At 46.7% G+C, this 2,415-nt stretch carries 4 protein-coding genes and 1 pseudogene; 3 read left to right on the top strand and 2 right to left on the bottom strand.

From position 1 onward, the window contains the following. Window positions 1-223, top strand: a pseudogene (locus H8A87_RS00370) (helix-turn-helix domain-containing protein); the annotation flags it as partial. A gap of 83 nt (window positions 224-306) precedes the next feature. Continuing rightward, complete coding sequence (locus H8A87_RS00365) at window positions 307-627, top strand: SymE family type I addiction module toxin (RefSeq protein ID WP_198688057.1); 321 nt, start codon at window positions 307-309, stop codon at window positions 625-627. A 108-nt stretch (window positions 628-735) separates the two neighbouring features. Here the strand turns inward: H8A87_RS00365 and H8A87_RS00360 are convergent, their stop codons facing one another. Together H8A87_RS00360 and H8A87_RS19650 are read right to left on the bottom strand one after the other, a co-directional pair. Beyond that, window positions 736-1,227: a CPCC family cysteine-rich protein gene (locus H8A87_RS00360; protein ID WP_198688056.1), complete on the bottom strand. Its 492-nt coding sequence runs from the start codon at window positions 1,225-1,227 to the stop codon at window positions 736-738. Beyond that, on the bottom strand, window positions 1,227-1,667 hold the full coding sequence (locus H8A87_RS19650) for an RHS repeat-associated core domain-containing protein (protein ID WP_232369980.1): 441 nt from the start codon (window positions 1,665-1,667) through the stop codon (window positions 1,227-1,229). Before H8A87_RS19650 ends, H8A87_RS00360 begins: the two co-directional genes overlap by 1 nt. Window positions 1,668-1,953: 286 nt before the next feature. Here H8A87_RS19650 and H8A87_RS00350 point away from each other — a divergent pair, with 286 nt between their 5' ends. Beyond that, window positions 1,954-2,322, top strand: a complete 369-nt coding sequence (locus tag H8A87_RS00350; RefSeq protein ID WP_198688055.1) for a hypothetical protein — start codon at window positions 1,954-1,956, stop codon at window positions 2,320-2,322. The last annotated feature ends 93 nt before the right edge of the window (window positions 2,323-2,415 follow it).

The following is a 2,415-nucleotide window of genomic DNA, read 5'->3' as shown; positions in this document are numbered from 1 at the left end:
GGGCAGCGATACCTTAAAACGTCTGGCGGACGTGCTGGATGTGACCAGTGATTATCTGCTGGAAGGGGCAGAGACCGACGCGGCGAAAGCCCGGTTTGAGGACAGGGAACTGCTGCGGCAGTTTCAGGCGGTGGAACAGTTACCGGAGGAAGACAAGGAAGTGATTAAGAAGCTGCTGGATGCCTTTTTAACCAAGAAGCAGTTACAGGCACTGGCAAGATAAAAAATCTTTGATTTAACGCGGAGTTAAAGTGCTACCAACACGTTAACCCCGCTCACCACAACCAACTAAGTAGGAGTTGAATGATGGCTAAGGCGCATTCTAAGCAAAACGCGGCTCAAAATAAAGCCGCCAAAACAGAACGTTATTACACCGTGGGATACGTGCCGCAAAACGACAAAACCAAAGCACCGCCCGCGATCCACCTTAAGGGGCAATGGCTTAAACAAGCTGGGTTTGAGATTGGCGGCTCTGTTACCGTAAAAATCATGGAGGGCTGTTTAGTACTGATCCCCGACAGTGACGAGACAAACAGCCTCAAGCAGCAATACCAGCGCCAGCGCGAGCAAATCAGTGACATTAAGCTGAGAATGCAGGAGTTGATTGGAGATTATAAAAGCCGCTAAGGGCAGGGAATGAGCGGCTCTTAAAAAGAACAAAGCCGGAAGATCGCGGGGATCTTCCCGGCCTATTAATCATAATCAAAAGAATAATTCGTCCTTATTTATGCCGTATTAATTTTTAAACTTCATATACTTTTTACTCCCTGTATTTAATTGATGTTTAAAAAAGTCTGTCTCTTTGTATTCATTCATGGTGCCATGATTACAGCTACTATAGTTATCTCCTAAGCTGCCATCATTTTGCCACCTACAAACCGGACAAATTTCATAAAACGCATCTTCATTGTCTTCAAAAACAATATAGTTACAGGCAGAACAATGAACGCCAGTAATTAAATTATCATCACGGTCTATAATTAATATTTCGTTTCCGGTTATATCTTTGATAAGTTCTTCGAAAAAACAATTTCTTAGTAATTTTGAGTAATTGAAATTATCTAATATAACATCATTATACTTTTGCTTTATTGCTTCTGATGGCAGCTCATCTTCTATTTCTCCCAATTCAAAAAGTAATTGAATACGACTATCTACATTCTCTGTAAATAGTGAGTGAATTTTCAAAAAACTAATCACTTCAGAATATAAAAATTCAATTTTCATTATAAACTCTTCGCTAATTCAATTGCAGCTTGGAAAGCATCACTATCCCGACCATCATCTATGTAATAAGTTCTCATTTCTCTTTTACCTGCATGACCGACAAAGACCTCGCCAGTACTTTTATCATGTTTAATGATGATGTTATTAACTTTAGTTTCTTGCATGGTTTCAGTTAGTGGTTTGTTAGAAAACTCTTTTGCCTTATTTAAATATTGAGGCTGAGTAATATCACCGAATTCTTTACCGTGTTTAAGGTAATGATATTGCAAACCAGATAAATTCTTATGAGTTACATCACCAATTTGGTAATCCCTCTTGTTAGGATTAAAGCCCTTCCATTTTATGGATGCTGCAAGCCCACAATCTTTACCCGCCAACCCGTAAGGATCGACCCATCCCGTCGGATTATGCACATACGAATACGGATTCACCCCGCCCATCAGCCCAATCGGGTCTTCGGGATTACCCCGACACGACCATACTTTTTAGGCAGGATTTTTTCTTTAATAACAGATTGTTAAAGAGACTGTTTTACCCGTTGGGGTAAAGATTTTTTTGCCCGATCCCCGATGTGCACTTTCAGGCTATTGTGCCCGTTTGCTGTAGTGCAGTATAGCGCCTGTGCTCACGCGCGTTGATTCAACAGCTTGATTTTGTGATGCGTTTCCCTTTCGGCAACGGGCGAACGTCGTCCGGCTTGCCGGACGGCGGGCGGCCGTTCTGCGGGTGCGGGCGGCAGAGAGCCTGCAAGCGGCGCCCCTGCGACGCTCACAGGCAGCGGGGCTTCGGTTATTCACTGTTTTGTTGATGGCACCGTCCCAACAGGGAAGCCCCCTGCGGGGGCTGCACGGGGCGGAGATGGCGAGCACGGCAACGAGCAACGGAGTGCAGCGCAGTGCGAGCCGCGCGCAGCCAGTGCAGCGGGGTCGGGGCGGGGGAGGTAAACACGGAGGCCGCAGGCCGACCTGCCGACAGGGTTGTTGGCCGGACGCAGGCAGGGCAGCTAAAGAAGAACACGGATTGCCAGGGACTGGCTCAGCCGGTCAGAGCATAAGGCGTCAGCCTTGTGCGGCGGCACGTCAGCGATGCCGATAAGCGGGGGCGCAGACATAATGCAGATTGTGCGATGTGAGCCGCTTTGCGGCGGCAGGCGAGGCCGCGGGGTTCAACGGCGAATTTCGCACAATC

The sequence above is a fragment of the Xenorhabdus lircayensis genome, assembly GCF_016306625.1.
Lineage (GTDB): Bacteria > Pseudomonadota > Gammaproteobacteria > Enterobacterales > Enterobacteriaceae > Xenorhabdus > Xenorhabdus lircayensis.
Note: the sequence above shows the minus strand (reverse complement) of the source record. Positions and strands in the feature narration are given on the sequence as shown.

What these genes read in the sequence shown, in the direction of transcription:
- H8A87_RS00360 (WP_198688056.1), bottom strand. Translation starts at nt 1,227, where the DNA reads ATGAAAATTGAATTTTTATATTCTGAAGTGATTAGTTTTTTGAAAATT.
- H8A87_RS00365 (WP_198688057.1), top strand. Translation starts at nt 307, where the DNA reads ATGGCTAAGGCGCATTCTAAGCAAAACGCGGCTCAAAATAAAGCCGCC.
- H8A87_RS19650 (WP_232369980.1), bottom strand. Translation starts at nt 1,667, where the DNA reads ATGGGCGGGGTGAATCCGTATTCGTATGTGCATAATCCGACGGGATGG.